This window comes from Embleya sp. NPDC025285 (assembly GCF_055558835.1).
Map to the genome: position 1 here is coordinate 223,418 of NZ_JBVHLU010000001.1, position 22,525 is coordinate 245,942.

Consider the following 22,525-nt stretch of genomic DNA (forward strand, 5'->3'; position numbering starts at 1 on the left):
CGCCGGTCGTCTCGTCCGGGTCGTCGCGGGCCGTCGTGGGCCGCGCCGCGGGCGGGATCCCACCCCTCGGCACGTGATGGGGGCGGGGTCGGGTGGCAGTCGCGGGCGACGTGACGTGATCCACTTTCGCCGGCGCGGGCCTTTACCCCGGCTTGACCGTATGGGGGCATTCGGCTGACAAAATAAGCCAAGCCTAGGCTTGGTTAGCCTTGCCTAATAACTGCCTTTCGTCGCATTTGAACACCCGCTTTGTGTATGCGTGTTCGACCCGGTGTGTCCCGCCGTGTCGGGCGCGACGCATCCCCACGCCATCCGTCTGCCGGGCCTCGACCCGTCTTCGCGCTGTCTCGTCCCCGGGAGAGTCCATGTCTGTCGTCCGTCGCCGCCCCGCCGCCCGTGTGCTGGGTACCGGACTGTTGCTCGCGCTCCCGCTCGCCCTCAGCGCGTGCGGCGGTGACGACTCCTCCTCCGGCGACGCGGTCAAGGTCACCGCGAAGGACAAGTCGTGCGACGTCGCGAAGAAGGACTGGTCGGCCGGCAAGAACAGCATCAAGGTGACCAACAAGGGCAGCCAGGTCACCGAGCTCTACGTCTACGCGCAGGGCGACCGGATCGTCACCGAGCGGGAGAACATCGGCCCCGGCACGTCGGCGACGCTGACCTTCGAGATCAAGGCCGGCAAGTACGAGGTCGCCTGCAAGCCGGGCATGAAGGGGGACGGCATCCGGCAGACGATCACGGTCGCCGGTACGCCCGCCGAGAAGCCGGTCGACCCGCGCCTGGCCACGGCCGTCGCGCACTACCGCGCGTTCACCACCGAGACGGTGGACCGGATGTTGCCGATCGCCACCGAGTTCGTGAACGCGGTCAAGGCCGGCGACGTGGCCAAGGCCAAGGACCTCTACCCGAAGTCGCGCCTGGGCTGGGAGACCATCGAGCCGGTGGCGGAGAGCTTCGGCGACCTCGACCCGCAGATGGACGCCCGCGAGGCGGACCTGGAGCCGGGGCAGGAGTGGTCCGGCTGGCACCGGATCGAGAAGACGTTGTGGACGACCGGGCAGATCACCGACGAGGACAAGCGCTACGCCGACCGGCTGCTGGCCGACCTCAAGACACTGCAGTCGAAGGTCGGAACGGCCGAGATCACCCCGACCTCGATCGCCAACGGCGCCAAGGAACTGCTCGACGAGGTGGCGACCGGCAAGGTCACCGGCGAGGAAGAGGCGTTCAGCCACACCGACCTGTGGGATTTCGTGGGCAACGTGGACGGCGCGAAGAAGGCGTTCGACCTGCTCAAGCCGTACGTGGCGGAGAAGGACGCGGCGCTGGCCGGCACCCTCGACGGCGAGTTCGCCAAGATCCAGGGCCTGCTGACCAAGTACAGGCAGGGCGAGGGCTACGTCTCCTACGACACCGTCGACGAGGCCAAGCGCAAGGAACTGTCGGACGCGGTCAACGCGCTCGGCGAGCCGCTGTCGAAGCTGGCCGGCGTCGTCGCCTAGCCCGGTACGGCCGGCCGCGCCGAAGCGGCCGGCCGTATCGAAACGTGCGGTCGCAATACGTCCGGTCGCGGCACGACGTCCGGTCGCAACAAACGCCATAGGGAGGGCCCATGACCGAGATCGAGCACGACACCGAGACGGTCGAGCCGTCGGGTGACGGTTTCAGTCGACGGGCCCTGCTGGGTTGGACCGGCGGCGCGCTCGTGGTCGGCGCCGCGACAGCCGGCGGGGTGGCCACCGCGGTCACCGGCATCGACGACACGTCGGCCGACGAACCGACGGGCGCGGTGGACTTTTACGGCGTCAACCAGGCGGGCATCGCCACCCCGGTCCAGGACCGGCTGCACTTCTGCGTGTTCGACGTGATCACCGACGACCGCGCCAAGCTGGTCAGGATGCTCCGGCAGTGGACCGCGGCCGCGGCCGCGATGACCACCGGGAAGGCGATCGGGACCGGCGCGGACAGCGGCGTCCCACAGTCGCCGCCGGACGACACCGGCGAGGCGGTGGGGTTGCCGCCGAACAACCTCACGCTCACCGTCGGGTTCGGGCCCTCGCTGTTCGACAAGGACGGCAAGGACCGGTTCGGGATCGCCGCGAGGAAGCCCGAGGCGCTCGCCGAACTGCCCCTGTTCCCCGGCGACAAGCTCGACCCGCAGCGTTCCGGCGGCGACATCGCCGTGCAGGCCTGCGCGGACGACCCGCAGGTGGCGGTGCACGCGATCCGCAACCTGGCCCGGATCGGCTTCGGCGTGGTGTCGGTGCGCTGGTCCCAGTTGGGTTTCGGCAAGACCTCCTCGACCACGCCCGAGGCGATGACGCCGCGCAATCTGTTCGGCTTCAAGGACGGCACCCGCAACATCGCCGGCACCGAGACCGAGCGACTGCGCGAGCACGTGTGGGTGCCGGCCGGCGAGGGTCCGGACTGGATGACCGGCGGGTCCTACCTGGTCGCCCGCCGGATCCGGATGCACATCGAGACCTGGGACCGGACCTCGCTCGCGGAGCAACAGGACATCATCGGCCGCTCCAAGGGCGTCGGCGCGCCGCACGGCGCGACCGGCGAACACGACGTGGTCCCGCTCAAGGCGCTGCCGGAGAACTCGCACGTACGGCTGTCGCATCCCGACTCGAACAACGGCGCGACCATCCTGCGCCGCGGCTACTCGTTCGTGGACGGCTCGGACGGGCTCGGCCGGCTCGAGGCGGGTCTGTTCTTCCTGGCCTACCAGCGCGACCCGCGCAAGGGCTTCATCCCGCTCCAGCAGCACCTCGCGGCCAACGACACGATGAACGAGTACATCCAGCACGTGGGTTCGGCCCTGTTCGCGTGTCCCGGCGGGGTGCGCGGCGCGGACGACCACTGGGGGAAGGCGCTGTTCGGCTGACCCGCGGCGACCGTGCCACGCCACCGCGCGCGGTACGTCTCCCGGCCTGCCCCACCGTCCTGCGGGCGTTGCCGCGAAGGGCCCGATCCGAGGTACGGATCGGGCCCTTCGCCGTGGTGTGGTCCTTGCTCAGGCGGTGGCCGGGGTTTCCAGGCCGGCCGCCGGTGTCCTGCTCTTACCGTCGCCCTTGGGGAGGAAGAGGAACAGGGCCATCACGGGGACCAGATACGCGAGCCAGACGGCGACCTGGAGGACGGTGGGGTCGGGCTGGAAGTTGAGGATGCCCTTGAAGAGGGTGCCGTACCAGCTGTCCGGGGGGATGGTGTCGGTGATGTCGAAGGCGCGGTTGTTGAGGCCGGGGACGAAGTCGGCCTCCTGGAGGTCGTGGACGCCGTAGGCCAGGACGCCGGCGGCGACGACGACGAGGCCGGCGCCGGTCCACAGGAAGAACTTCGCGAGGTTGATCCGGACGGCGCCGGCGTAGAAGAGGTAGCCCAGGACGACGGCGGTGGCCAGGCCGAGGGCGACGCCGATCATCGGGTCGGTGTTCTCGCCGGTGGAGCGGGCGGTGCCCCACACGATCACCGCGGTTTCCAGGCCCTCGCGGCCCACGGACAGGAACGCGGTGGTCACCAGCGCGCCGGTACCCATCGCGAGCGCCTGGTCGAGCCGACCCTGCAATTGCGCCCTGAGCGCGTGCGAGGTGCGCCGCATCCAGAAGATCATCCAGGTCACCAGCAGCACCGCGAGGATCGACAACGACCCGCCGAACAACTCCTGCTGCTTGAACGTCATCTCGGCCGAGGTCAGTTCGAGGGTCGCCTCGAGCGCGACGCTCAGCGCCACCGCGGCGCCGACCCCGAGCCAGACCGCGGGCAGCGCGTCCCGGCGCTCGCTCTTGACGAGATAGGCGATCAGGATGCTGACCACGAGGGCCGCCTCCAGGCCCTCGCGCAGGCCAATCAGATAGTTGGCGAACACAGGCCACCCCACGACTCGAACAAATGTTGAAATTTAGGCGAGGCTAACCAAACCACCCGGCGGTTCCGGCGTCAATGCGGGCAAAGCAAAGCCCCGGTAAGGGTGTCCGGGCACGCACAGGCGGCGAAGCGCGGGCGGCGGGCCGACGCCGGGCGCTGCTCGACACCGGGGTGCGTGCACCGGGCGGGGCGCGCCCGGTGCACGGCCGTACGGCCGTAGCCGTCAGGCGCTCGTGCCGTTGGCGGCGTGCGCGGCCAGTCGCAGGAACGCGCCGGACAGCGCGTGCGCGGTCAGGCCGATCTGCCAGGACCGGGCACCGAACGCGCGCAGTACGTCGGCGACCGCGTCGGCGGTGGGGGCCGCGGGCGGGGCCCAGGCGAGCCGGCGCACGTAGTCCGGCGCGAGCAGGTTCTCGGTGGGCAGCGTGTGCTCGTCCGCGATGGCCGCCACGGCCGTCTTGGCGGCGGTCAGGCGCTCCGCGGCGGCCGGGTCCTTGTCCGTCCATGCCCGGGCCGGCGGCGGGCCCTCGTGCGGCAACGTGGACATCGGCAGTTCGACCTCGGGCAGCGCCCGGGCCTGCTCGATCGCGGCCAGCCACACCCCGGCCTGACGCCGACTGTCGCGACCGGTGAAGCCGGGCAGCGCGAGCAGCGCGGCCACCGAGGCGGGCCCGGCGAGCGCGGCCTCGACGATCGCGCCGTCCGGGATGACCCGGCCCGGCGAGACGTCCTTCTGCCGCGCGATGGCGTCCCGGGCCAGCCACAGCGAGCGCACGATCGCGAGCTGGCGGCGCCGCCGCACGCGGTGCAGCCCGGACGTGCGTCGCCACGGGTCCACCCGAGGCGCCGGCGGCGGCGCGGCGGCGATCGCGGCGAACTCCTGCAGGGCCCAGTCCAGCTTGCCCTGCTCGATCAGGACGGCTTCGAGCTCGTCGCGCAGCTCGATCAGCACCTCGACGTCCAGCGCCGCGTAGCGCAGCCACGGCTCGGGCAGCGGCCGGGTGGACCAGTCCACCGCCGAGTGCCCCTTCTCCAACGAGAAGCCGAGCACGGTCTCGACCATCGCGCCCAGTCCCACCCGGGGGAAGGCGGCCAACCGGCCGGCCAGCTCGGTGTCGAAGATCCGTCGCGGCACCATACCGACCTCGGCCAGGCACGGCAGGTCCTGGGAGGCCGCGTGCAGGACCCATTCGGCGTCGACGATGGCCGCGCCCAATTCGGACAGGTCCGGGCACGCGGCGGGGTCGACCAGGGCGCTGCCCGCGCCGGCCCGACGCAGTTGGATCAGATACGCGCGTTGTCCGTAGCGATAGCCCGACGCCCGTTCGGCGTCGACGGCGACCGGTCCCGCTCCGGCGGCGAAGGCGGCGACGGTCTCGGCGAGCGCCCGCGGATCCGCCACGACCGGCGGTACGCCCTCACGAGGTGCCAGTAGAGGGACCGGCGCCGGGGGGACCGGCGCCGGAAGTTCGGATGAGGTTTCGAAGGAGGCGTCGGTCACCCCACCAAAATAACCCGCCCGTCCACCCGATCGGGCAGGTCCCCGCCAAGGTGGGCGCGCCACGGGGGGTGTACGGCGGGTGGAAACCGCACAAAATCAGCCGGCGCGAAACATCCGGGACGTGCCGGGGAGTCGGAATCGGCCCGCCGGCTCGGCGGCGGGACCACCTGTCTCGGGCGCGGCGCCACATGCCGAATCCCGGCGGGTGGGTCCACCCGCCGGGATTGGGCCGTACCTGATGAGGTGTCCTGATGCTCGGCCGACCTGCGTCAGCTGATGATGCCCGCCCGCAACGCGAGGGCCACCATGCCGGCACGGTCGCCCGTGCCCATCTTGCGGGCGATGCGGGCGAGATGGCTCTTGACCGTCAGCGCCGACAGGCCCATCGCCTGGCCGATCGCCTTGTTGGACCGGCCCTCCGCGACGAGGCGCAGGACCTCGATCTCGCGCGCCGAAAGCTCCCGGACGCCGGAGCCGGGCTCCGTCCCGCGCTGTTCCGACGGACGCATGCGGTTTGCCTGGGGCATCCCGTGGTGCATTCCCGCTTGCCGTGCGTGTCCAGGGTTCAGTCCCGCTCGCGCGCCGGTCACGACATAGCCCCGAACGCCCGCGGCAAGCGCGGAACGGACGGCACCGATGTCGTCGGCTGCGGAGAGTGCCAAGCCGTTCGGCCAACCGGACGCGCGCATCTCGGTGAGAAGCGTGAGTCCGGAGCCGTCCGGCAGGTGCACGTCGGCGACACACAGGTCGCGCGGCGTGCCGGCACGGGATCGAGCCTCGGCGATGGTCGACGCCCCGACGACGTCGCGTACACCGAGGGCCCACAGGTGGCGGATGACCGCGTCACGAACCCGAGGGTCCGCGACGACAACCATTGCCGTGGGCTTGGAAGGACGGTAGGCAAGCAGGTTTGCAGGGTGATCGAGAAGTACCGACACCGGGCCTCCTGCGCAGTGATCGCGATTCCCGAAGAAGCGGCCCGACCAGCTACTCCTTCGGGGTGGTCACCCTGTCCTTCGGCACATATGGCGCTCGGCTTTAGAGGAAGATCCAAATCCGTTATGCGACGTTGACCCGGGTGTGTGACCGTGAGGTCTCGTGGTGCGGACCCGGCGTGTCAGGAACCGGGTCGCGAGGGCCGGCGCGGTATGGCCACCACCCCCTCGCCGGAAACCACCGGCGGCAAACCCGCGCACGTGCACATGAGTTCGGTCCACGCCAACAGGTGCGGCAACAACTCGTCGTCGGCCGGCGTCCAGGATGCCCGCACCTCGATCTCGGTGCGGGCGATCTGCCCGGAAAGCCCGCCGAAGCCCTGCGACGTACTGCGACTGACGGTGCCGCTGGGGGCCCGATAGGCGGCGCCGACGGCGTGCAGGGACTCGGTCAGCCAGGTCCAGCCGACCTCGGGCAGCAGCGGGTCCATGGCCAGCTCGGGTTCGAGTTCGGCGCGCGTCATGGTGACCACGCGGAACGTTCCCTCCCAGGCCTCGTGGCCCGCCGGGTCGTGCAGCAGCACGATCCGGCCGCCGGCCAGTTCGTCCTCGTCCTCGCCCAGGGCCACCTCGGCCGCGAACGCCGCGGAGAAGGGGGCCAGGCCGCGCGGCCGGGACATCTCCTCCAGGACGATCTCCGGGCGCAGGATCGCGGTCCGCCATCCGGCCAGCGCCTGCCGGAACTCCTCGGGCTCCTCGGTCTCGCCGACTGCTGCCATGCCTGGCAGCCTAGGCCGCGCCGGGGTCGCCAGGCCCGGGCGACGCGCCGGGCGGGGGTGCTCGGTCTGGGCCGTCCGGGTGCGTCTGGGACGATGGCGGATGTGACCGAAACGAGCCTTCCGCACGCCACCGTCCGAGACTCGGCCTTCCTGCGGGCCTGCCGACGTGAACCCGTCCCGCACACCCCGGTGTGGTTCATGCGCCAGGCGGGTCGTTCGCTGCCCGAGTACCGCAAGCTGCGCGAGGGCACCGCGATGCTCGAATCGTGCACGCTGCCGGACATGGTCACCGAGATCACCCTGCAACCGGTGCGCCGGCACGGCGTGGACGCGGCGATCTTCTTCAGCGACATCGTCGTCCCGCTCAAGGCGATCGGCGTCGACCTCGACATCAAGCCCGGCGTCGGCCCCGTGGTCGCGAACCCGATCCGCTCGCGCGCCGACCTCGCGCAGTTGCGCGACCTGACGCCGGAGGACGTCCCCTACATCACCGAGGCGGTCGGCCAACTCGTCGGCGAACTCGGCGGCACACCGCTGATCGGCTTCGCCGGTGCGCCGTTCACGCTGGCGAGCTACCTCGTCGAGGGCGGTCCGTCGAAGAACCACGAGCGCACCAAGGCGCTGATGTACGGCGACCCGCAGCTTTGGGCCGACCTGGTGGACCGGCTCGCACAGATCACCTCGGCGTTCCTGAAGGTGCAGATCGAGGCGGGCGCGTCGGCGATCCAACTGTTCGACTCGTGGGCCGGCGCGCTGTCCGCCGCCGACTACCGGGCGTCGGTGCTGCCGGCCAGCACGAAGGTGTTGGCCTCGGTCGAGCACTACGGCGTGCCGCGGATCCACTTCGGCGTCGGTACCGGGGAACTGCTGCGCATGTTCGGCGAGGCCGGGGCCGACGTGGTCGGCGTCGACTGGCGCATTCCGCTGGACGAGGCGGTGACCCGGGTGGGGCCGGGCAAGGCGCTGCAGGGCAACCTGGATTCGGCGGTGGTGTTCGCGCCGTGGGACGCGGTGCGGACCAAGACCGACGAGGTGCTCGCCGCCGGCCGCGCGGCCGAGGGGCACATCTTCAACCTCGGGCACGGCGTCCTGCCGAACACCGACCCCGAGGTGCTCACGCGCATCGTGGCGCACGTGCACGAGGTCAGCGCGCGGTAGGGCGCTCTCGCGTCGAGCGCCGGAGGGGTCGAGGCGACCTCGGCCGGCGCTCGCGGGAGCGGCTACGGTCGCGGCTCGGGCGGCTCCTCCCGGGTGGCGGGGGTCGACGGCTCGGGTCGGGCGGACACGATCGGCGGAGTCGGTGGCGTCGGCGCGGTCGAGCCGAGCCAGGCCGGTGCCGGGGGTCGGGTGCGGCGCAGGGGGCGCAGTCGGCGCAGTCGGCGGCCCGTGAAGCGGTCGAGCAGCCAGACCGCGATCAGGATCAGCGCGAACGGGAAGACCGCCGCCAGCACGATCGCGATCACCCGGCCGGTGCCGGCCAGACCGTGCCAGCCCGCCGACCACGCGTCGCCGACCGCGCCGGTGAAGCCGTCGTCGTCGTCCTTCGGTTCGGCCGCCGCCTGTTTCGGGTCGCTGCCGATCGTGATCGTGATCGTCGACAGGTCGGTCTGCGCGGTGAGCGCCTGCTGCCGCTTGAGCAGCGACTCCAGGTCCGCCTCGCGGCGGGTCAACTCGCTCTCCAGGGTGACGATGTCGGCGATCGTGTCGGCCCTGTCCATCAGTTGTCTGGTGCGCTCCAAGCTGCGGCGCTGCGAGTCGATCCGGCTGTTCACGTCCACGACCTCGTCGGTGACGTCCTTGGCGGTGCGTTGCCGGTTGACCACCTTGCCGATCCGGCTCAGTTCGTCCAACGCCCGATCGAACTCGGTCGGCGGGACCTTGAGGGTGAGCGTGGTGGTCGCGGTGTCCGTCCTGCTCGCGTCCCGATCGCTCGAGCGGGTGGTGCGTTCGTCGGTGACCAGGCCGCCGCGTGCCCGGGCGACGGCCTGTGCGTCGGCGGTGGCGCGATCGAGGTCGGGCACCCGTATCCGCAGGTCGCCGGTCAGCACCACCTTGCGCTGCCCGGCGGCCGGGTCGACGGCCGGGTTCGGGGCGGCCTTGCCGCCGGGCGCGCCGGGCGCCGCGGGCGCCGCCGCCTCCGCCGCGCCCGCCGCCGGCTTGGATCCGGATCCGGAGCGGTCCTTGCCGCCCGAACCGTCGCCGCTGCACCCGCCCACCACCAGCACCGCGGCCACGGCGGTCGCGAGCACCGGGCCCGTGCGTCTCGCGTGTCGTGCGGTCATCTCGGTCCCCCCTCGAAGTCGGTGATGGGACGGTGCCGAGCCGTGACCGGTTCCGTGCCCGGGACGATGCTCGTGAGAAGGTGCGGTGTGGACAGTTCGCCGGTGGAAAACGGTCGTCATGTCGTCGTCGTGGGTGGCGGAATCGCCGGTCTCACGGCCGCCTGGGTTCTGCTCCGGGACGGCGATCCGGGGCTGACCGTCACGGTGCTCGAGGGCTCCGCCCGGGTCGGCGGCAAGCTGCACGCCGGCACCATCGCCGGCGTCGCGGTGGACGAGGGCGCCGAGTCGATGCTGGCCCGGCGCACCGAGTCGATCGACCTCGCGCGCGAGGTCGGTCTGGCCGCGGACCTGCGCCCGCCGAGCACCGCGACCGCGTCGTTGTGGACGCGCGGCGCGTTGCGGCCGATGCCGCGCGGGCACGTGATGGGTGTGCCCGGCGACCTGGAACCACTGGCCGCGAGCGGGGTGTTGTCGCCCGCGGGCCTGGCCCGGATCCCGCTGGACCACGCGCTGGCGCCGCACCGCTACGAGGACGACGTCTCGGTGGGCCGCTACGTGGCCGAGCGGGTCGGCCACGAGGTGGTGGACCGGCTGGTCGAGCCGCTGCTGGGCGGGGTGTACGCGGGCAATTCCTACGACATCTCGCTGGCCGCGGCGGTCCCGCAACTGCTTCCGTTCGCGCGCGGCGGCGGGTCGCTGGTCGCGGGTGTGCGCGGGCTGCTGGAGCGGGCCGCCGAGCGACCGGGCGGCCCGGTGTTCATGGGCATCCGAGGCGGCGTCGGGCGGTTGCCGGTCGCGGTCGCGGGCGCGGTGGTGGCGACCGGGCGCGGCGAGATCCGGACCCGGACCACGGTGCGCGCGCTGGAGCGTACGCCGACCGGCTGGCGACTGGTCACCGGACCGACCAGCGCGCCGGTGCCGATCGAGGCGGACGCCGTGGTGCTCGCGGTGCCGGCCGCGCCCGCCGCCCGGCTGCTGCGCCCGCACTCGACGGTCGCGGCGGTCGAACTGTCCTCCATCGAGTACGCCGGAATGGCCCTGGTCACCCTCGCGTTCCGGCGCGCCGACCTGGCGACGGTGCCCGAGGGCAGCGGGTTCCTGGTCCCGCCGATCGACGGCCGGCGGATCAAGGCGAGCACCTTCGCGTCCAACAAGTGGGGCTGGATCGCCGACGCGGATCCGGAGACGTTCGTGCTGCGTACCTCGCTCGGGCGGGCCGGCGAGGAGGCCGTGCTGCAACGCGAGGACGCGGACCTGGTCGCCGACTCGCTCGCCGACCTGCGCGACGCGATCGGCCCGATGGCCGAGCCGATCGACACGAAGGTCACCCGCTGGGGCGGGGGGTTGCCGCAGTACGCGGTGGGCCATCTCGGTCGGATCGCGTGCGTGCGCGACGCGGTGGAGCGGCTGCCCCGGCTCGCGGTGTGCGGCGCGGTGTACGAGGGCGTGGGCATTCCGGCGTGTGTGGCGAGCGCGACGTCGGCCGCGGCCGACGTGCTGGCGCAGCTCGCGAAGCCGCTCGCGCGCCCCGTGCGCTGAGCTCGGACACGGGGGAGAGAGAATCGACCCATGACGCAAAGCACCGCGGAGAACACCCCGGAACCGGTCGACGCCGCCGCAGCCGTGATCGAGGCCGCGCTCACCGACGACGTCCTGGAGGCCGAGGGCGCCCCCACGCCGGCGCGCCGCAAGGCCCGCGACCTCAACCAGGTGATCAGGTACACGATGTGGTCGGTCTTCCGGCTCCGTGAGCCGCTGCCCGGCGGCCGGGCCGGCCTGGCCGGCGAGGTCGAGCAATTGTTCGAGCAGCTGCTGGACAAGGACGTCGTGGTGCGCGGTACCTACGACGTCTCCGGCCTGCGCGCCGACGCGGACATCATGATCTGGTGGCACGCCGAGGACTCGGACTCGCTCCAGGAGGCGTACAACCGCTTCCGCCGCACCGGTCTGGGGCGGCTGCTGGAGCCGGTGTGGTCGAACATGGCGCTGCACCGCCCGGCCGAGTTCAACAAGAGTCACATCCCGGCCTTCCTGGCCGACGAGACCCCGCGCGACTACGTCGCGGTGTACCCGTTCGTGCGCTCGTACGAGTGGTACCTGCTGGAGGACGACGAGCGCCGTCGGCTGCTCGCGGAGCACGGGAAGATGGCGCGCGGCTTCCCGGATGTGCGGGCCAACACGGTGCCCTCGTTCGCGCTCGGCGACTACGAGTGGATCCTCGCCTTCGAGGCCGACGAACTGCACCGCATCGTCGACCTGATGCGGCACCTGCGCGGTTCGGAGACCCGTCGGCACGTGCGCGAGGAGGTGCCGTTCTACACCGGTCGCCGGCACCCGGTCGGCGAGCTGCTCGCCGGTCTGGCCTGAGTCGTCCCCGTGCGGCGGTCGGGCGGCCACGATCGGCCCGACCGCCTCGGGGCGCCGGTACCTAGGACGAGCTGCTCGAACACGAGGACCCGCTCGAACACGAAGACCCGCCGGAGCACGAGGACCCGCTCGAACAGGACGAGCCGCTCGAACACGAGGAGCCCCCGCTCCCGCCGCACGAGGAGTTCCCACCGCACGAGGCGTGGTGGCCGTGCGAGTGGTGCCCCTGCCAGTCGGGGCCGGGCGAATGGTGCCCGGGCGAGTGGTGCGTGCCGTATCCGTCGAACGGGTTCGGGCCCGGCGACCACTGGCCGGGGGGCGGGCCGGAGCCGGGGTGGGGGCCGAACCACGACCCGCCGGCCGGCCGGCCGCCGGCGGACCCGTACGGCCGGCCGAACGTGCGGCGCATCCGCCGTCTGGCCGCCGCCCGGACGCTCAGGCTCGCCACCAGCGCGCACGTGCCCGCGATGACGAACGGAACCACCATGAACCAGGTCATGCCACCCACCCTCTGTGCGTGATCGCCTGCTCGTACCTACCGGTCGCGCGTCCACGGGCGGAGCCCGAGCCGTGCCCGCCACCGGCCCCACCGGGACGGCTCGCGCGGGATGAACACCTCGGCCAGCGCGGCCGGCAGCGCGTCGCGCTCCCACAGATGGGCCGCGAAGGCGTGCACGTCCGCACGGGTGCCGCCGTCCGCCGGCTTCGGGTGCACCAGGGCCCACGTGATGAACTCGCCCGGCCAGCGCGGGCCCAGGGCCGTCGCCAGCTCGGGCACCGCGCGCAGCGCCGAGTCGCGCCGCTTGGCGGCCAGCGCGCGCGCCTGTGCGCGCACCCGGTCCGGATCGAAGCCGGCCGGCGTGGGCCCGCCCGCGACCAGCGCCGCGAGCAACTCGCTCTGCTGCCGGGCCAGCCGCTCGCGCGCGCTCACGAGCGCACCGCCGTACGGTCGACCACCGCGCGGATCGCGGCCAGTTCGGCGGCCATCTCGCCGGCGGGCGGGAAGTCGGAGTCGCGCTCCAGCAACACGCGCGGCGGCGGGCGCAGCGCGCACAACATCTCCAGCACCTCGAGGATCGGCGCGGTCACCGGGTGCGCGTGCGTGTCGTGCCACAGGCCGCCGCGCTCGACGCCACCGGCGACGTGCACGTACTCGACCGCCTCCAGCGGCAGTTCGGCCAGCGCGGCGGCCGGGTCCAGGCCGTGGTTGACCCGTTCGGTGTGCAGGTTGGCCACGTCGATCAGCAGCCGCACGCCGGTGCGCTCGACCAACTCGGTCAGGAACCGCGCCTCGCTCATCTCGTTGCCGGGCCAGGACAGCAGCGTCGCCGGGTTCTCCAGGGCGAGCGGGACCGGCAGTGATTCCTGGGCGATCCGCACGTTCTCCCCGACCACCTCGAGCGCGTCCCGGGTCATCGGCGCGGGCAGCAGGTGGCCGGCCTCCATGCCGCCCGCGCGGACGAACGCCAGGTGCTCGCTGACCAGCGGCGACCCCAGCGCCTCGGCGACCTCCGCCAGCCGGGCCAGTCGCGCCGGGTCGGGCCGGTCCGCGCCCGCGAGCCCGAGGCCGACCCCGTGCGGGATCACCTCCACTCCCCGCGCACGCAACACCCGCAACGACTCCGGCAGGTGCTCCACACACACGTTCTCGGCGACCACCTCGACGAAGTCGACGCCGGCCAGGCGCTCGACGGTCAGGTCGATCTCCGGCCGCCATCCGATTCCCACCGCTGTCCGCATACGCCCAGCATGACGGGCCCGTCCCGGTCCGAAACAGGCGGAGTTCCCTCGGTTCGCCCGGGACCGGGAACCCCGGACGGGAACCGCGGTCGGGCGCTACCCGCCGCAGCCGTCCGCGCTGCCGCCGCAGGAGCCCGCCCGGGCGCCCTGCGGGGACGCGCAGGACGTGCCGCCGCACCACGCCGAGCCCGGGTCCCGGTTGCCGGGGGTGGGCGCGTTGCGGCGGAAGATCTGCTTGACCACCGGGTCGGGGTAGCGGTCCAGACCCCACAGCGCGACCGCGCCGATCCCGTCGGCGCCCAGCGCCGCCACCGCCGCCTCGTCCCGGCGCACCCCGATCAGCCGGCGCGCGGTCGGCGCGGTGGGCACCACCCGCTCACCGAACACGCCGAGCAGCAGCAGGCCCGCGACGCAGGCCTGGACCCCGATCACCGCGAGCAGCAGGCCCACCCACGGCAGCGCGCTCGCCGCCCCGTCGTCGGCGCCCACGAAGCCCGCCACGGCGGTGGCCACACCCAGCGGGATGGTCGCGAACAGCGCCCAGCGGGGCAGTCGGCGTGCCCGCGCGTCCGGCGGCGCGACCAGACCGTCCGCGAACAGCGAGGCGCCGATCGCCTGGATCTCCGCCGAGGCGGCCACCCGCGTGCGCAGTTCGCGCAGCGGCAGGCCGCCGTACTCCTCGTCCAGCACCCGCAGCGGCGCGTCCGACGCCGCGCCAGGCTCGGGTGTGCGGGTGGCGACGACCTGCCCGTCCCGGCTCACGTGCAGGCCGTCGGTGCCGAGCAGAATCAGGATCGACACGTCCGCCGCGCGGGCGGCGCCGCCGGACACGAACGCGTACTCGGTCGGACCCAGTCCGGCCAGGCGCCGTTTGTTCGCCCGCCGGCCGCCGCGCCGGGCGGACCCGATGGCGACGCCGAGCACGAGCGCCGTCCAGACCGAGTACGCGAGGGGTGGCAACCACGGATTCATGGTCCACAGGCTTAGTGGACGAACACGGTCCGCGTGGGGCGATGTGACCTTTGCCGCACCATGCGAAAGCATGTTTGACCGGCGCCTCGCGCGGCCGCCGCCGGCGCGGACGAGGCCGGTGCCGCGGCCGGGAAGGCCGCGGCAGCGCGGGTCACACCGCCGGGTCGGGTTCCAGGGTCAGCGAGATGGAGTTGATGCAGTAGCGCTGGTCGGTCGGCGTCCCGTAGCCCTCGCCCTCGAAGACGTGTCCCAGATGCGAGCCGCAGCTCTTGCAGCGCACCTCGACCCGGGTCATGCCCATCGAGGAGTCCTCGATGTACTCGACCCGGTCCTCGGCCAGCGGCGCGTAGAAGGACGGCCACCCGCAGTGGCTGTCGAACTTGGTGTCGGAACGGAACAGCTCGGCCCGGCACGCCCGACAGCGGTAGACGCCGGTCGTCTTGGTCTCGGTGTACTCGCCCGTCCAGGCGCGCTCGGTGCCCGCCTGGCGCAGCACCCGGAACTCCTCGGGGGACAGCTCGGCCCGCCACTGGTCGTCGGTCTTCTCGATTTCGTAGGCCATGTTCACATCCAACACGCAACGGTGCCGTGACGTTCCCCTCGGGGACGTCACGGCACCGCGGTTGGTCGACCCGGGCCGACCGGGGCTCAGCGCGGGGCGTTGGCGCGGTCGCGGATCGCGTCCAGGATCTCCGGGCCGAGCAGCGTGACGTCGCCCGCGCCCATCGTCAGGATCAGGTCGCCGGGCCGGGCCAGGCCGGCCACCGAACCCGCGACGTCGGACCAGCTGTGCTCGGTGCGCACCAGGCCGCCGTTGTCCAGCGCGGCGTGCGCGATGATGTTGCTGGTAACGCCGGGTTGCGGGTCCTCACGGGCGGCGTAGATGTCCATCACCACCGCGATGTCGGCGGCGGCCAGCGCGCGGCCCATCTCGACGCCGAGCTGCTGCGTGCGGCTGAACAGGTGCGGCTGGTAGACCGCGATCACCCGGCCGGCGCCCACCGCGCCGCGCGCGGTGGCCAGGTCGGCGGCGATCTCGGTGGGGTGGTGCGCGTACGAGTCGATCACCCGGATGCCGCTCTCCTCGCCCTTGAGCTGGAAGCGGCGGCGCACGCCCTGGTAGTTGCCCAGGCCCTCGGCCATCCGCTGCGGCTCGACGCCCAGCGCCAGGCCGACCGCGAGCGCCATCACCGCGTTGGAGGCGTTGTGCCGACCGGGCACCGCGACGGTGAAGTCCAACTCGCCGCCGGCGGCCTTGCCCCGCACGGTGACCCGGCTGCCCAGACCGAGCGACTCGATCTCCACCAGGCGCAGGTCCGCGTGCTCGCGCTCGCCGACGGTGACCACGTTCAGCGTCGGCAGGGACACCGCGAGCCGCTCGCGCAGAGTGAGCGCGCCGGCGTCGTCGGCGGACACCACCAGGGTGCCGCCGGGGACGATCCGGGCGGCGAAGATCTCGAACGCCTCCAGGACGTCGTCCAGCGAGCCGTAGTTGGCGTGGTGGTCCAACTCGACGTTGAGGACGACGGCGACCTCGGGCGCGTACTTGTGGAAGCTGCGATCGCTCTCGTCCGCCTCGGCCACGAAGATGTTGCCGGAGCCGTGATGCGCGTTGCTGCCCGCCTCGTTGAGGTCGGCGCCGATCGCGAAGGACGGGTCCAGACCCAGCGAGGTCAGGCCGACCGCGAGCATGCTGGTCGTGGTGGTCTTGCCGTGCGTGCCGGCGACCGCCACCGAGCGGCGTCCGTCCATCAGCCGGGCGAGCGCGTCCGCGCGGTGCACGATCGGGATGCCGCGCTCGCGCGCGACGACCAGTTCGGGGTTGCTCTCGCGGATCGCGGACGACACGACCACACAGGTCACGTCGTCGGCCACGTTGGCCGCGTCGTGGCCCACGTGCACTGTGCAGCCGAGCTGGCGCAGCGCGAGCACCTGCGTGGAGTCCTTGGCGTCGCTGCCGGACACCCGCGCCCCGCGGATCGCGAGGATCTTGGCGAGCCCGGACATGCCGGCGCCACCGATGCCGACGAAGAAGGGGCTGCCGAGGTCGACGGGCTCGGCGGGGGGTGCCATGAAGCGGGCTCCTTCGAATCGTGGGACCCGGGCGGTTCGGCGCGGGCTCCCCGCGATTGTGTCAGCCCAGATCGTGTGCGAAGAGCTTGAGCACCGGGACACCCACGTTCTGCCGGGCCCGCGAGGCCCAATCGCGATGGAAGACCTCTTCGATGAAGTGCGGGTCGGTGAGCACGATCACCTCGTCGGCGTCGTGCCGCTCGACGATCTGCTTGAGCGTGTCCAGCGGGTCGCGCCCGGGGGTGGTCTCGCCGACCGCGTTCGCGCCGAACGCGCGCAGCGCCGCCACGCTCGCCTCCAGGGTGCGCCGGGCCGCGTCCGCGCCGTCGTCCGGGCCGGGCCGGTCCTCGATGTCCTCCGCGGCCTCGTCCAGCCGGACCAGGGCCACGTCGTCCAGCGCCTGGAGCAGCTTGCGATGGTCGGCCTTGCCGGGCAGGACCACCACGAAGGAGGTCTCGACGCCCTCGTGCAGGCTGGTGACGAACTTGACGTCCGCCTCGTTCAGGACCTTTTCGACGAGCAGCACGATCGTGTACACGCAACACTCCCTTGATCCACGTGAGCCGGCCGCCGGGCCGGTGTCTGAGCCCCGTCTGCCCGGGGGACCACCCTCCCACTCTCCGGATCGGCGACCGTCCGGCGACCATTCGGCGACCGCTCGGAAGCGCTCGGAAGCGCTCGGAAGCGCTCGGGATCGCGCGGGGACGATCGCTCAGGGGCGGACGTAGCGGGCGAACAGCGACCCGTCCTCCTCCAGCAGCGAGATCGGGCGCATCGACATCGCGCCGGTCAGGCCGGGGCCCGCCAGGATGCGATCGGCGGGGCCCGCGGTCAGCAGCGGGCTCACGGTCAGGCACAGCTCGTCCAGCCGACCGCACGCGGCGATCTGGGCCAGTACGTGCGGTCCGCCCTCGGTGAGCTGCCGGGTCAGTCCGCGTGCCGCCAGCGCGTCCAGGGCGCTCGGGAAGTCCACCCGGTCCCGTCCGGCCCGGAGCACGTCGCCGTACTCGGCCGCCGCCGCCAGGCCCTCCGGGCGGGCGTTCTCGCAGGTGATCACGATGGTCGGGGTGATCGCCTCGGTGAACAGCGGGGTGGTGAAGTCGATGGCCAGGCTGCGCGAGACGATCGCGATCACCGGTGCCGGGAGCTGCCCGGCGGCGGCGCGCGCGGCGGCGTAGGCGGGCTTGGGCTTCGGCGGCCGGTAGCCCTCGTTGCGCACCGTGGACGCGCCCACCACGATCACGTCGGCCAGGCCGCGCAGCACGCCGAACACGCGTTTGTCCGCCGGTGAGGACAACCCCGCCGACAGGCCGTCGGGGGCCTGCGCGGCGCCGTCCAGGCTGGCCACCATGTTCGCCCGCAGCCAGGTTCGACCGGGGGGATAGGCGTACGCCTCGACGAGGTCGACGTCGGGCTCGGCGGGGGCGCTGGGCACGGGAAGGAGACGGCGCATGCGACCGAGTTTTGCACGGGTCGTAGGCTTGATGATCGTGTCCGTGCCCCACGTCGTGTCGCTCACCCGGCGTCAGCCCAGCGTCCCCGCCGACCGTCTCGTCGCCGAGATGGTTCCGCCGCCGCGCTTCGGCGACGTGCGCTTCGATACCTACATCCCCGATCCGAACCAGCCCGGGCAGGCCGCGGCCGTGGTGCGCCTGGAGCGGTTCGCCGCCGAGCTCAACGGCGACGGCGGGAACGGGAAGCGGCGCTGGTTCCGCCGCGAGCCCGCGGCCGGACCGAGCGGGATCTATCTCGACGGCGGCTACGGCGTCGGCAAGACGCACCTGCTCGCGTCGCTGTGGCACGCCGCCCCCGGGCCCAAGTCGCTGTGCACGTTCGTCGAGCTGACCAACCTGGTCGGCGCGCTGGGCTTCCGGCACACCGTCGAGGCGCTGTCCGGACACCGGTTGTTGTGCATCGACGAGTTCGAGCTGGACGACCCGGGCGACACCGTCCTGGTCTCCACGCTGCTCGGCAAGCTGGCCGACGCGGGGGTCAAGCTGGCCGCGACCTCGAACACGCTGCCGGACAAGCTCGGCGAGGGGCGATTCGCCGCGCAGGACTTCATGCGCGAGATACAGAAACTGTCCGCGCGCTTCGAGGCGCTGCGCATCGACGGCGAGGACTACCGGCACCGCGGCCTGCCCGCCGCGCCGACGCCGGTCGAGGACGACGTGGTCGGTGAGTCCGCCGAGGCCGCGCCCGACGGCGCCGCGCTCGACGACTTCCCCGACCTGCTCGCCCACCTGGCCGGCGTGCACCCCAGCCGCTACGGCGCGATGCTCGACGGCGTCACCGGGATCTTCTGGCGTGGTGTGCGCCCGGTCGGGGACCAGGCGACCGCGCTGCGCCTGGTGGTGCTCGCGGACCGGATGTACGACCGGGAACTGCCGATCGTCGCCTCGGGCGTGCCGTTCGACGAGCTGTTCACCGAGGAGATGCTGGCCGGCGGCTATCGCAAGAAGTACCTGCGCGCGGTATCGCGCCTGGTGGCGATGGCGCGCGACGGCGCGGGTCGCGTCCCGACGCACTGACCGGAGCGGCCGTGCGGGGTCCGGGGTCGGCCGTGCGTCGCGCGGGTGTTGTCCGTGGGCGACCGGTATGCGGGTGAGGCATCATCGGAGCCGGGTCCCGACGACGCGGAGGCAGCGCATGGCGAAGAAGGCCGAACGCAAGAGTGCAGGCAGGGCCGACCGGGACTCGAAGAGGCACGCCCCGGTGGGCCTGGGCGAGGCGCCGCGGGACAAGGCCGCCGCGAAGGCGGCCAAGGCTGCCGCCAAGGCCGCCAAGACCGCCGAGGTGTCGAAGCCCGAGAAGCCCGAGAAGGCTGTAAAGGTCACCAAGGCCGAGAAGGCGCTGAAGGCCGAGCGGGAGCGCCTCGCCGAGCAGGCCAGGGCGGCGCGCAAGGCGGCCAAGAAGGCCGCCAAGGCCCGGGAGGCCGCAGCCGAGCGCGAGGCGGCCGAAGCGGCCGAGGCCGCGAAGGCGGCCAAGAAGCGCGCGAAGAAGGCCGCCAAGCAGGCGGCCGAGCGGGCCGAGGCCGAGCGCGCCGCCGCCGAGGCACTCGGCTTCCCCACGGGTGGACTCGAAACCGGTGGGCTCGAAACCGGTGGCCTCGAAGCGGGTGGTGGCCTGGAGGTGGTCGGGCTCGAATCGGTCGAACTCGAGACGCTGGAACTCGAGACGCTCGTCGAGGAGCGGGCCGAAGCCGCGGACGCCGTCGAGCCGGCGGCCGAGCCCGTGGCCGAGCCGCCCCGGCTCCGGGTCGTCGCCGAGCGGCCCGCCGACATCCCTCGCCCCCGGAGCGACGTACCGTCCGTCCGGGCCGCGCTGCGCCCGACCGGCGGCCCGGTCGACCTGAGCACGATCGACCCGCGCGCGACCCCGGCCTTCGCCGGCGACAAGGCGGACGCGGTCGCCGACATCGCCGCGATGGGCCCGCGACTGGCCGAACTCCAGGAGAAGTTGTACGCGCAGGCGGTGGCCGGTGGTGCGCGGCGCCGGGTGCTGCTGGTGGTCCAGGGCATGGACACCTCCGGCAAGGGCGGCACGGTCAAGCACGTGATCGGTCAGTTCAACCCGTCGGGCTGCCACATCCACGCGTTCAAGGCGCCCACCGAGGAGGAGCTCGGGCACCCGTTCCTGTGGCGGATCCGCAACAACCTGCCGGGACCCGGCCTGATCGGCGTGTTCGACCGCTCGCACTACGAGGACGTGCTGATCGCGCGAGTGCGCAACCTGGTCCCGCGCCAGGTGTGGGCGCGCCGCTACGGCGCGATCAACCGGTTCGAGCAGGGGCTGGCCAAGGACGAGGTGACCGTGGTCAAGGTCTTCCTGCACATCTCGCCCCAGGAGCAGAAGGAGCGCCTGCTCGCGCGGCTGGACAACCCGGACAAGCACTGGAAGTTCAACCCGGCGGACATCGACGAGCGCGCGGTGTGGCCGCAGTACCAAGCGGCCTACGAAGCGGCGCTGGAGAGGTGCGACCTCGACGCGGCTCCCTGGTACGTGGTGCCCTCGGATCGCAAGTGGTACCGCAACTGGGCGATCAGCCGGCTGCTGCTGGAGCACCTCACCGAGGTGGACCCGCAGTATCCGCCGGGCACCTTCGACGTCGAGGCGGAGCGTAAGCGGCTGCTCGACACGTGAGCACGATCGCGCGCGGGTCGGATCGGATCCGGGACGACCCGCGCGCACGCCGACGGTTCTAGCGTGACCCCACACGCACCACCGCGACCGAGGTCGCGGGCAGGCGCAGCGTGGTGCCGACCAGGCCCCGGCGGATCTCCGCGCGGTCGTCCCACGCCGCGACGATCTCGGCCGCGCCGGTGCCCATCGGCAGCGTCGCGGGCTGCTCGGCGAGATTGACCGCCGTACGGAACGCGCCCCGGTGCACCATCAGCCAGCCGGCGGTCTCCTCGAAGGTGACCTGCACCCGGGTCAGGTCCGGATCGGTCAGGTTCTCCCACTCCCGGCGCAGCGCGATCAACCGCTTGTACCAGGCCAGCAGCGCCGCGTGCGGGGCGCGCTCGCGCTCGTCCCAGTCCAGACACGAGTCGCGCACGGTCTGCGGCGACTGCGGGTCCGGGATCTGCGCGGCGTCCCAGCCGTGCGAGGCGAACTCGGCGCGGCGTCCGCCCCGCACCGCCTCCGCCAGCGCGGGATCGGTGTGGTCGGTGAAGTACTGCCACGGCGTGGACGCGCCCCATTCCTCGCCCATGAACAACATCGGGGTGAACGGCGAGGTCAGCACCAGGGCCGCGCCCGCGGCCAGCAGCGCCGGCGGCAGCGTGGCCGAGATCCGGTCGCCGGTGGCCCGGTTGCCGACCTGGTCGTGGGTTTGCAGGTAACCCAGGAAGCGGTACGCGGGCATCCGCGAGGTCGGCACCGGGCGGCCGTGCGTGCGCTCGCGGAACGAGGACCACGTGCCGTCGTGCAGCCAGACCCGGGTGAGCGTCTTGGCGAGCGTGCCCATCGACCCGAAGTCGCCGTAATAGCCCTGCCGTTCACCGGTGAGCAGGGAGTGCAGGGCGTGGTGGAAATCGTCGCTCCACTGGGCCTGGACGCCCATCCCGCCGCTCTCGCGCGGGGTGACCACGCGCGGGTCGTTCAGGTCCGACTCGGCGATCAGGAACAGCGGCCGGCCGGTCGAGGCGGCGAGCTTGTCCACCGCCTCGGACAACTCCTCGAGGAAGGGCACCGCGCGGTTGTCCGCCAGCGCGTGCACCGCGTCCAGCCGCAGCCCGTCCACGTGGTAGTCGCGCAGCCACATCAGCGCGCTGGCGACCAGGTAGGCGCGCACCTCGTCGGAGCCGGGGCCGTCCAGGTTGACCGCCCAGCCCCACGGCGTCTTGTAGCGGTCGGTGAAGTAGGGCCCGAAGCGCGGCAGGTGGTTCCCGGACGGCCCCAGGTGGTTGTGCACCACGTCCAGGATCACGCCCAGGCCGTGCCCGTGGCAGGCGTCCACGAAGCGCTTGAGGCCCTCCGGACCGCCGTAGGGTTCGTGCACCGCCCAGGGGCACACGCCGTCGTAGCCCCACCCGGCCTTGCCCGGGAAGGCGGACACCGGCATCACCTCGACGTGCGTGACGCCCAGGTCGACCAGGTGCTCCAGCCGCTCGATCGCCGCCGCGAAGGTGCCCTCGACGGTGAAGGTGCCGATGTGCAGCTCGTAGACCACCGCGCCGGGCAGCGGCCGGCCGGTCCAGGACTGATCGGCCCACGCGTACGCGGCGTGGTCCACCACCCGGCTCGGGCCGTCCGGACCCTGTGGTTGCCACGGCGAGCGCGGGTCGGGCAGCGGTGTGCTGCCGTCGATCACGAACGCGTAGTCGCTCCCGTGGACCGCGGCCGGCACGTCCGCCTGCCACCACCCGGGCCGGTTCGCGTCCCGCATCGGCTTGCGCCGGCCGTCGACGACGACGTCGAGGGACGACGCTTTCGGAGCCCAGACCTCGAACCTGACCACGATGGTTGTGTCCTTTCCGGGAACGTGCGGGCGAACGTGGCGAC

18 protein-coding genes and 1 pseudogene are annotated in these 22,525 nt (G+C 72.7%); 7 read left to right on the plus strand and 12 right to left on the minus strand.

Features of this window, described 5'->3' with window-relative positions; genetic code table 11:
• Positions 1-365: 365 nt before the first annotated feature.
• Both efeO and efeB read left to right on the plus strand, forming a co-directional pair.
• Complete coding sequence (gene efeO / locus ACZ4FV_RS00880) at positions 366-1,502, plus strand: iron uptake system protein EfeO (protein ID WP_395859784.1); 1,137 nt, start codon at positions 366-368, stop codon at positions 1,500-1,502.
• Between the two features lie 110 nt (positions 1,503-1,612).
• On the plus strand, positions 1,613-2,890 hold the full coding sequence (gene efeB, locus ACZ4FV_RS00885) for an iron uptake transporter deferrochelatase/peroxidase subunit (protein ID WP_395859783.1): 1,278 nt from the start codon (positions 1,613-1,615) through the stop codon (positions 2,888-2,890).
• A 129-nt stretch (positions 2,891-3,019) separates the two neighbouring features.
• Here the strand turns inward: efeB and efeU are convergent, their stop codons facing one another.
• From efeU to ACZ4FV_RS00905, 4 genes are all read right to left on the minus strand, one after another.
• Positions 3,020-3,871, minus strand: a complete 852-nt coding sequence (gene efeU / locus ACZ4FV_RS00890; protein ID WP_395859782.1) for an iron uptake transporter permease EfeU — start codon at positions 3,869-3,871, stop codon at positions 3,020-3,022.
• Positions 3,872-4,093: 222 nt separating this feature from the next.
• The gene (locus tag ACZ4FV_RS00895; protein ID WP_395859781.1) at positions 4,094-5,371 is read right to left on the minus strand and encodes an HRDC domain-containing protein; all 1,278 of its coding nucleotides are present in this window, start codon (positions 5,369-5,371) and stop codon (positions 4,094-4,096) included.
• A gap of 269 nt (positions 5,372-5,640) precedes the next feature.
• The gene (locus ACZ4FV_RS00900) at positions 5,641-6,309 is read right to left on the minus strand and encodes a response regulator transcription factor (RefSeq protein WP_078974877.1); all 669 of its coding nucleotides are present in this window, start codon (positions 6,307-6,309) and stop codon (positions 5,641-5,643) included.
• Between the two features lie 179 nt (positions 6,310-6,488).
• Positions 6,489-7,085, minus strand: coding sequence for a DUF3000 domain-containing protein (locus ACZ4FV_RS00905; protein WP_395859780.1), 597 nt, complete (start codon positions 7,083-7,085; stop codon positions 6,489-6,491).
• A 93-nt stretch (positions 7,086-7,178) separates the two neighbouring features.
• On the opposite strand from ACZ4FV_RS00905, the gene hemE reads away from it, so the two are divergent.
• Positions 7,179-8,243: a uroporphyrinogen decarboxylase gene (gene hemE / locus ACZ4FV_RS00910; RefSeq protein ID WP_395859779.1), complete on the plus strand. Its 1,065-nt coding sequence runs from the start codon at positions 7,179-7,181 to the stop codon at positions 8,241-8,243.
• A 62-nt stretch (positions 8,244-8,305) separates the two neighbouring features.
• On the opposite strand, the gene ACZ4FV_RS00915 is transcribed toward hemE, so the two are convergent.
• Positions 8,306-9,367, minus strand: a complete 1,062-nt coding sequence (locus ACZ4FV_RS00915; protein WP_402229218.1) for a DUF4349 domain-containing protein — start codon at positions 9,365-9,367, stop codon at positions 8,306-8,308.
• A gap of 66 nt (positions 9,368-9,433) precedes the next feature.
• On the opposite strand from ACZ4FV_RS00915, the gene hemG reads away from it, so the two are divergent.
• Entirely contained in the window at positions 9,434-10,906 is a 1,473-nt protein-coding gene (hemG, locus tag ACZ4FV_RS00920) for a protoporphyrinogen oxidase (protein ID WP_395859927.1), read from the plus strand.
• A gap of 30 nt (positions 10,907-10,936) precedes the next feature.
• Entirely contained in the window at positions 10,937-11,734 is a 798-nt protein-coding gene (gene hemQ / locus ACZ4FV_RS00925; protein WP_395859777.1) for a hydrogen peroxide-dependent heme synthase, read from the plus strand.
• 535 nt (positions 11,735-12,269) lie between these two features.
• Here hemQ and ACZ4FV_RS00930 read toward each other — a convergent pair.
• The 6 genes and pseudogenes from ACZ4FV_RS00930 to ACZ4FV_RS00955 all read right to left on the minus strand — a co-directional run bounded on the left by ACZ4FV_RS00930 (position 12,270) and on the right by ACZ4FV_RS00955 (position 17,972).
• Positions 12,270-13,474: pseudogene (locus ACZ4FV_RS00930) on the minus strand (MbnB/TglH/ChrH family RiPP precursor modification enzyme).
• A gap of 96 nt (positions 13,475-13,570) precedes the next feature.
• Positions 13,571-14,446, minus strand: coding sequence for a TIGR04222 domain-containing membrane protein (locus ACZ4FV_RS00935; protein WP_465321527.1), 876 nt, complete (start codon positions 14,444-14,446; stop codon positions 13,571-13,573).
• Between the two features lie 151 nt (positions 14,447-14,597).
• The gene (gene msrB, locus ACZ4FV_RS00940) at positions 14,598-15,008 is read right to left on the minus strand and encodes a peptide-methionine (R)-S-oxide reductase MsrB (RefSeq protein WP_395859773.1); all 411 of its coding nucleotides are present in this window, start codon (positions 15,006-15,008) and stop codon (positions 14,598-14,600) included.
• Between the two features lie 86 nt (positions 15,009-15,094).
• Positions 15,095-16,519: a UDP-N-acetylmuramate--L-alanine ligase gene (gene murC, locus ACZ4FV_RS00945; protein ID WP_395859772.1), complete on the minus strand. Its 1,425-nt coding sequence runs from the start codon at positions 16,517-16,519 to the stop codon at positions 15,095-15,097.
• Between the two features lie 61 nt (positions 16,520-16,580).
• A complete protein-coding gene (locus ACZ4FV_RS00950) occupies positions 16,581-17,057 on the minus strand; it encodes an indole-3-glycerol phosphate synthase (RefSeq protein ID WP_395859771.1) in 477 nt (158 codons plus the stop codon).
• Between the two features lie 174 nt (positions 17,058-17,231).
• A complete protein-coding gene (locus ACZ4FV_RS00955; protein ID WP_395859770.1) occupies positions 17,232-17,972 on the minus strand; it encodes a pyrimidine reductase family protein in 741 nt (246 codons plus the stop codon).
• Positions 17,973-18,003: 31 nt separating this feature from the next.
• Between ACZ4FV_RS00955 and zapE the strand changes: the two genes are divergently transcribed.
• Together zapE and ACZ4FV_RS00965 are read left to right on the plus strand one after the other, a co-directional pair.
• On the plus strand, positions 18,004-19,050 hold the full coding sequence (zapE, locus tag ACZ4FV_RS00960; protein ID WP_395859925.1) for a cell division protein ZapE: 1,047 nt from the start codon (positions 18,004-18,006) through the stop codon (positions 19,048-19,050).
• A gap of 751 nt (positions 19,051-19,801) precedes the next feature.
• Complete coding sequence (locus ACZ4FV_RS00965) at positions 19,802-20,662, plus strand: PPK2 family polyphosphate kinase (RefSeq protein WP_395859923.1); 861 nt, start codon at positions 19,802-19,804, stop codon at positions 20,660-20,662.
• Between the two features lie 58 nt (positions 20,663-20,720).
• Here ACZ4FV_RS00965 and treZ read toward each other — a convergent pair whose 3' ends face one another.
• The gene (treZ, locus tag ACZ4FV_RS00970; RefSeq protein WP_402229210.1) at positions 20,721-22,481 is read right to left on the minus strand and encodes a malto-oligosyltrehalose trehalohydrolase; all 1,761 of its coding nucleotides are present in this window, start codon (positions 22,479-22,481) and stop codon (positions 20,721-20,723) included.
• Positions 22,482-22,525 lie beyond the last annotated feature (44 nt).

Bases quoted from the DNA above. Each gene is read 5' to 3' on its own strand.
- ACZ4FV_RS00905 (WP_395859780.1), bottom strand. From the start codon at position 7,085: ATGGCAGCAGTCGGCGAGACCGAGGAGCCCGAGGAGTTCCGGCAGGCG.
- msrB (WP_395859773.1), bottom strand. From the start codon at position 15,008: ATGGCCTACGAAATCGAGAAGACCGACGACCAGTGGCGGGCCGAGCTG.
- hemG (WP_395859927.1), top strand. From the start codon at position 9,434: ATGCTCGTGAGAAGGTGCGGTGTGGACAGTTCGCCGGTGGAAAACGGT.
- efeB (WP_395859783.1), top strand. From the start codon at position 1,613: ATGACCGAGATCGAGCACGACACCGAGACGGTCGAGCCGTCGGGTGAC.
- ACZ4FV_RS00915 (WP_402229218.1), bottom strand. From the start codon at position 9,367: ATGACCGCACGACACGCGAGACGCACGGGCCCGGTGCTCGCGACCGCC.
- efeO (WP_395859784.1), top strand. From the start codon at position 366: ATGTCTGTCGTCCGTCGCCGCCCCGCCGCCCGTGTGCTGGGTACCGGA.
- zapE (WP_395859925.1), top strand. From the start codon at position 18,004: ATGATCGTGTCCGTGCCCCACGTCGTGTCGCTCACCCGGCGTCAGCCC.
- hemE (WP_395859779.1), top strand. From the start codon at position 7,179: ATGGCGGATGTGACCGAAACGAGCCTTCCGCACGCCACCGTCCGAGAC.
- ACZ4FV_RS00955 (WP_395859770.1), bottom strand. From the start codon at position 17,972: ATGCGCCGTCTCCTTCCCGTGCCCAGCGCCCCCGCCGAGCCCGACGTC.
- hemQ (WP_395859777.1), top strand. From the start codon at position 10,937: ATGACGCAAAGCACCGCGGAGAACACCCCGGAACCGGTCGACGCCGCC.
- ACZ4FV_RS00935 (WP_465321527.1), bottom strand. From the start codon at position 14,446: ATGAATCCGTGGTTGCCACCCCTCGCGTACTCGGTCTGGACGGCGCTC.
- murC (WP_395859772.1), bottom strand. From the start codon at position 16,519: ATGGCACCCCCCGCCGAGCCCGTCGACCTCGGCAGCCCCTTCTTCGTC.